7 protein-coding genes are annotated in these 6,212 nt (G+C 64.2%); 5 read left to right on the top strand and 2 right to left on the bottom strand.

Annotated elements, in window-relative coordinates:
* A partial coding sequence (recO, locus tag WBB85_RS11840) for a DNA repair protein RecO (protein WP_432638816.1) occupies positions 1–196 on the bottom strand: 196 nt, incomplete at its 3' end.
* Between the two features lie 172 nt (positions 197–368).
* On the opposite strand from recO, the gene WBB85_RS11845 reads away from it, so the two are divergent.
* The 5 genes from WBB85_RS11845 (at position 369) to WBB85_RS11865 (ending at position 4,167) form a co-directional block, all read left to right on the top strand.
* Entirely contained in the window at positions 369–1,151 is a 783-nt protein-coding gene (locus WBB85_RS11845; RefSeq protein WP_432638817.1) for a metalloprotease, read from the top strand.
* A gap of 109 nt (positions 1,152–1,260) precedes the next feature.
* Positions 1,261–1,944 (top strand): haloacid dehalogenase type II, encoded by a 684-nt coding sequence (locus WBB85_RS11850; RefSeq protein ID WP_432638818.1) that lies wholly within the window; start codon positions 1,261–1,263, stop codon positions 1,942–1,944.
* A complete protein-coding gene (locus tag WBB85_RS11855; RefSeq protein WP_432638819.1) occupies positions 1,941–2,765 on the top strand; it encodes an alpha/beta fold hydrolase in 825 nt (274 codons plus the stop codon). The genes WBB85_RS11850 and WBB85_RS11855 overlap by 4 nt, the downstream gene beginning before the upstream one ends.
* Complete coding sequence (locus WBB85_RS11860) at positions 2,762–3,733, top strand: threonine ammonia-lyase (protein WP_432638820.1); 972 nt, start codon at positions 2,762–2,764, stop codon at positions 3,731–3,733. The genes WBB85_RS11855 and WBB85_RS11860 overlap by 4 nt, the downstream gene beginning before the upstream one ends.
* A 110-nt stretch (positions 3,734–3,843) precedes the next feature.
* Positions 3,844–4,167: a 5-aminolevulinate synthase gene (locus WBB85_RS11865; protein ID WP_432638821.1), complete on the top strand. Its 324-nt coding sequence runs from the start codon at positions 3,844–3,846 to the stop codon at positions 4,165–4,167.
* A 7-nt stretch (positions 4,168–4,174) separates the two neighbouring features.
* Here the strand turns inward: WBB85_RS11865 and dnaE are convergent.
* A partial coding sequence (gene dnaE, locus WBB85_RS11870) for a DNA polymerase III subunit alpha (protein WP_432638822.1) occupies positions 4,175–6,212 on the bottom strand: 2,038 nt, incomplete at its 5' end.

The raw sequence follows: 6,212 nt of genomic DNA on the forward strand, positions 1-6,212 counted from the left end.
GATGATCCTCAAGCCGCCCCCGCCAGGTCACATCAAGCTGCGCACCGGGTTGAAGCACGGGTGCCACCTTGCGCGACGTCCCGCCCCGCACAATGCCCGCGTGGCGGCCATGCGCGGCCGTGAACACCTCGATGATCGCGGCATTTTCCCCGTGCCCCCGCACGAACAGCAAAGCGCCTTCATCCCGCCAGTCCATTTATCCTCCACACGCCGTGGCGGAACTATTCCTTCACGGCATGGGAAAGTCCATCTGCGGGGCACGGCAGAGAAGCGGCGCTGCATTCATGATGACGTCAATCACACGCCCCATTGTGGCTGCAATTGCCACCTATCGGAAAGCAGTCACGCTCAATCGCGGATTGCAAAAGATGCTCGAACTCCTGGTTTCCCTGTCCTTGTGCGCCGGAACGCTCTTGATCCTCCATGGCGGGCTGACCTCGCCGCGTGGCACCACGATCGCCGGGATGGACCCGCAGGCGATGGGAATGGGGCTTCTGGCGATCATTGCCGCCGGATATTTCTGGGGACCGCTCTTCGGGGTGGCGCTGATCCTGTCGGTGATGCTGCATGAATTCGGTCATGTCGCGGCTTACCGGATCGCCGGTCACGCCGATGCGCGGTTCCGGCTGATCCCGCTTATGGGCGGGGTCGCGATTTCGGATCAGCACCCGGCAAGTCAGGAAAAGGCGTTTTTCATCGCATTGATGGGGCCGGGGATCTGCCTTGCGCCGATGGTCACGGCCTATGCGTTGGCGGGGCTGACATGGGATACCGCCCCGGCGGTATCAGAGTTCCTCTGGACCTTTGCTTTGGTGACGGCGGCGATCAACTTCTTCAACCTGCTGCCTTTCTGGCCACTGGACGGAGGCCGCTGCATCCAGTTGATCAGCCAGAGCTTCTGGCCGGGTTCGACCGGCCCGATCATGGCGGCAATGGCCGCGGCCCTGATCGTCGCAGCACTTTGGTTGCAATCCTTCCTTCTCTTCTTCTTCGCGCTGATGGGGGCGCAAAGCCTGCTGACATCCCAGACTGTCCTGCAGGCCCAGCGCCCAATGGGTGCGCGGCGCGGCTTTCTTGCCTTGTCCGCCTATCTCTTTACGACGCTCGCCCACATGATGGGCGGCGTTTCGATGTTCCTGCCTTACCTGTAATGCGTCACGGATTTGCCGTCCAAACCGGGTGAGCCGGGATTGTAACGCACACATTTGATCCCTTGCCCCTGCCCGCACGGCGCGTCAGTCTGTCGGCAGGGGGGCTGCCGTGACCATTTCTGCCTGCATCTTCGACGCCTATGGCACCTTGTTCGACGTGGCCGCCGCCGCGCGGGTTGCGTCGGCCGAACCGGGGCGCGAGGCGCTGGCGGCGATCTGGCCGAAACTGGCCGAGGACTGGCGGCGCAAACAACTGGAATACACTTGGCTGCGCGCCGTCATGCGCCAGCACACCGATTTCTGGACCGTCACGCAAGACGGGCTCGACTGGGCGCTTGAGGCGGCCGGGCTGTGCGACCCGGATCTGCGCGAGCGGCTCTTGGCGCTCTACTGGGAGCTGGAGGCCTATCCCGAAGTGCCCGGCATGCTCGGGCGGCTGAAGGCCGCGGGGCTGCAAACCGCGATCTTGTCCAACGGCACACCCGAGATGCTTGCTGGTGCGGTCCGGTCGGCGGGGATCGGTGACCTTCTGGATGACACGCTCTCGGTCGAAAGTACCGGCATCTTCAAACCCGATGCCAGCGTCTATCGCCTCGTGACTGAACGCTTTGACTGTACGCCCGACAAGGTGCTCTTTGTCTCATCGAATGGTTGGGACGCGGCGGCGGCATCGGGCTTTGGCTTTCGCACCGCATGGGTCAACCGCGCGGGCCTGCCGATGGACCGGCTGCCCGCCCGCCCCCATCATGTGCTTTCCGACCTGACCACAATCCCGGACCTCGCCACGAGATGACGCTTCAGCATTTCACCGCATCCGACGGTGCCCGTATCGCCTATCGCGACGACGGCACCGGACGACCGCTTCTCTGCCTTGCCGGGCTGACCCGGGCGGGGACGGATTTCGATTTCGTCGCCCCGCATCTGTCTGACCTGCGGCTGATCCGGATGGATTATCGCGGGCGCGGCGCATCCGACTGGACCGGCGCTGCGACCTATACGGTCGAACGCGAGGCTCGCGACGCGCTGGAGCTTCTAGACCACCTCGGGATCGACCGGACGGCCATCCTCGGCACCTCGCGCGGCGGTCTGATCGGCATGGCGCTGGCGGCGACCGTCAAGGACCGGCTGACGGGTCTCTGCCTCAACGATATCGGCCCGGTGATCGAGCGGGCGGGCCTTGACAAGATCAAGGATTATGTCGGCCGCAACCCGGCTGCGAAATCGATGGACGATCTCGTCGCCCGCCTGCCCCGCCACCTGCCCGGCTTCGACAATATCCCGGCGGAGCGTTGGCTTGCCTTTGCCGAACGGCTCTACCGGGAGGTGCCCGATGGGCTTGAGAACCGCTATGATCCCGAATTACGCGTCAGTTTCCTGAAGGCTTTCGAAGGCCCGCCCGCCGATCTCTGGCCGCTCTTTGATGCCTCTGCCGGTCTGCCGCTGGCGCTGATACGCGGCGCCAATTCGAACCTGCTGTCGCGCGAGACGGCGGCAGAGATGCGCCGCCGCCGCCCCGACATGATCTTTGCCGATGTACCCGACCGGGGGCATGTCCCATTTCTCGACGAACCCGAGGCACTGACCGCCCTGACCGCATGGCTGGAGACCCTATGAATATCGACATGATCGAAGCCGCCGCCGAACGGCTGAACGGCATCGCCGTCAGAACACCGCTTTTATCCTCACCGTTCCTGGATGAAATCGCCGGGCGGCGGGTCTTCGTGAAGGCCGAATGCCTGCAACACACCGGGTCGTTCAAATTCCGCGGCGGCTGGTCGGCGGTCTCGGCCCTGCCGCCAGAGGACCGCGCACAGGGCGTCATCGCCTTTTCCTCGGGCAATCACGCGCAGGGCGTGGCGCTGGCCGCGCGGCGGCATGGTGCGCCTTGCGTCATCCTGATGCCCGCCGATGCGCCGCGCGTGAAGATCGACAACACCCGGGCGCTCGGGGCCGAGGTCGTGCTTTTCGACCGCGCCACCGGAGACCGCGACGCGATCGGCGCGGCCCTGGCCGAGGATCGGGGGCTGACGCTGATCAAACCTTTTGACGAACAGCAGGTCATCGCCGGTCAGGGCACGACCGGGTTGGAGATCGCCGAACAGGCGGCGGCCGAGGGCGTGACCGAGGCCGATGTCCTGATCTGCTGCGGCGGCGGCGGGCTCACCTCCGGCATCGCGCTGGCGCTTGAGGCGAAGGCGCCGGGCCTGCGCGCGCGGCCAGTGGAGCCCGAGGGCTTCGACGACGTGAAACGCTCACTCGCCTCGGGCGGGATCGAGCGGAACAACCGCTCGTCAGGCTCTCTCTGCGACGCGATCATCACGCCGTCGCCCGGCCAGATCACCTTCCCGATCATGGCGCGCCTCTGCGGCCCCGGCATCGCCGTGACGGAAGGTGAGGCGCTGGCGGCCATGGCCCATGCCTTCAACCGACTGCATGTCGTGCTGGAACCCGGCGGAGCGGTCGCGCTGGCCGCCGCCCTTTACCATCCCACCGCGTCCGAAGGCGACGCCGTCATCGCAGTCGCATCGGGCGGCAATGTCGACCCGGACGTCTTCCGGATGGCGCTCGACCGCTACGCATAAAGCCCGGTAAGGTATTCCGGCCTTGCCCGAACCGGCGTCATTCCGGCATTCTGCATCCACTCATTCAGACCATTACCGGAGCTTCGCCGGTATTCCGGCGAAGAATACCAATGACCTATGTATTGACCCGACCTGCGTTTCTCGTGGTCACGGCCGCTTTGGCCTATGCCATCGCGACAGCGGGAATAAAATGGGCGTCCGACGCGCCATCGCCGATGGCGCTTCTCCTGATCATCTTCGGCTTCGGCCTAGCGACCATCACAGAAGTTGTTCTGTTGCGGCAGGCCGATCTTAGCGTGATCTACATCGCCATCATCACGGTGGAAACGCTGATGGTCCTGACGCTTGCCGCCCTGATCGGGGAAGGGCTGAGCCCGAAACAGATGCTGGGGGCAGCCTTCGTTCTGACGGGGATTTTCATCGTCGGCGAATGACGATCCGTCACACTTCCTCGACCAGAACCACACCGCCCATCGCCTTGATCGCGCCCTTGATCTGGGGATTGACAGGATAATCCTGCCCTGCCTCCACCTCGACCTCCTCGCCGGTATCACGGTCGGCGATACAAAAGCTGATCGGACCGCGCGAGCGGATCTTGGCCTCTTCGACCATCCGGTTCAGAAGGGCCGCGACCGAGGCGATGGCGTTTTCGTCCTCGATATGAATGCGCAGCCCTGCCCCGCCGGCATCGGCGACAACGACCTCCATGGGTGCGACCGAGCGGGCGACCGGATCGAACTGGCCCTCGTTGAACCGCGCCTCAAGCGTCATGACAACCTGATGGGTCTGATCGAAGACCCCGCGACAAGTGTCGAAATCCTCGGGGAAGAGGGCCATACCGGCGACCTGCCCGGTCGGGTCCGAGATATTCATGCGGAAGAACCGCGTGCCACGCGCCGATTTGCGATCCTGCAGGCCCGACACCAGCACACCGACACGCGCCACCGCCGCGCCGTCGCGCTCGGCCTTTTGCTGCAATTCGGCGAGCGTCAGCATCCCCTTGCGCTTCAGCGCGGGCGCGTAGTCGTCGAGCGGATGACCCGACAGATAGAACCCGATTGCCTGATGTTCCTGCGCCAGCCGCTCGGCAGGCAGCCAGTCGTCGCAACCCGGCAGACGCGGTTCGGGCAGATCATCCCCGGCCTCGCCGAACAGAGAGACCTGGGCCGAGGCGCGGCCTTCGTGGATCGCCGCCGAATAGGCCGAAAGCGCATCAAGCGCACCAAAGACGCGGGCGCGGTTGGGGTCGAGCTGATCGAAGGCCCCGGCCCGCGCCAGCATTTCCAGGGGGCGCTTGCCGATGCGCTTCAGATCGGCGCGGCGGGCGACGTCAAAGAGCGTCGCAAAGGGTTTGTCACCGCGCGCCTCGACGATCAGTTTCATCGCCTCCACCCCGACATTCTTCAGGGCGCCGAGCGCATAGACGACCTGCCCTTCGCTGACCGAGAACGTCGCCTCTGACCGGTTCACGCAAGGCGGCACGATGGTGATATCAAGGCCCCGGCGCACCTCTTCGACATAGATCGAGAGTTTGTCGGTCAGGTGGATATCGCAGTTCATGACGCCTGCCATGAACTCCACCGGATGGTTGGCCTTCAGCCAGGCGGTCTGGTAGCTGACCACGGCATAGGCGGCGGCGTGGGATTTGTTGAAGCCGTAATTGGCGAATTTCTCAAGAAGATCAAAGACCTCACCCGCCTTCTTCTTGTCGACCCCGTTGGCTATCGAGCCGTCGATGAACTTCGGCCGTTCCTTGGCCATTTCCTCGGCGATCTTCTTACCCATGGCGCGGCGCAAGAGGTCGGCACCGCCCAGCGTATAGCCCGCCATGACCTGCGCAATCTCCATCACCTGTTCCTGATAAACGATGATGCCTTGTGTCTCGCTCAGGATGTGATCGATGGACGGGTGAATGGATTCAAGGTCTTTCAGCCCGTTCTTCACCTCGCAATAGGTCGGGATGTTCTCCATCGGGCCGGGACGGTAAAGCGCCACCAGCGCCACGATATCCTCGATGCAGGTCGGCTTCATGCGCCGAAGCGCATCCATCATGCCCGAGCTTTCCACCTGGAACACGGCGACTGTCTTGGCGGCGGCATAGAGCTTGTAGGTCGGCTCATCTTCCAAGGGGATCGCGTTGATCTGATCCTCGGCCCCTTCCGGCGGATCATACAAGCGGCGGCCATCGGGCGCCTCGTGCAGATGCCGCCCGCCCGCCCGGATCAGGTCGACGGCATTCTGGATCACCGTCAGCGTCTTCAGCCCGAGAAAGTCGAACTTCACGAGCCCCGCCTGTTCGACCCATTTCATGTTGAACTGGGTCGCGGGCATGTCGGATCGCGGATCGCGGTAGATCGGCACCAGCTCATCCAGCGGCCGGTCGCCGATCACCACCCCGGCGGCATGGGTCGAGGCATTGCGCAACAGTCCCTCGACCTGCTCGGCGTACTTCAGCAACCGCCCGACGACCTCTTCGGCC

Source organism: Albidovulum sp., from assembly GCF_049646345.1.
In the GTDB taxonomy this organism is placed as follows: Bacteria; Pseudomonadota; Alphaproteobacteria; order Rhodobacterales; family Rhodobacteraceae; genus Albidovulum.

Coding starts and splice junctions, on each gene's coding strand:
- WBB85_RS11860 (WP_432638820.1), top strand. CDS start 2,762: ATGAATATCGACATGATCGAAGCCGCCGCCGAACGGCTGAACGGCATC.
- WBB85_RS11855 (WP_432638819.1), top strand. CDS start 1,941: ATGACGCTTCAGCATTTCACCGCATCCGACGGTGCCCGTATCGCCTAT.
- WBB85_RS11865 (WP_432638821.1), top strand. CDS start 3,844: ATGACCTATGTATTGACCCGACCTGCGTTTCTCGTGGTCACGGCCGCT.
- WBB85_RS11845 (WP_432638817.1), top strand. CDS start 369: ATGCTCGAACTCCTGGTTTCCCTGTCCTTGTGCGCCGGAACGCTCTTG.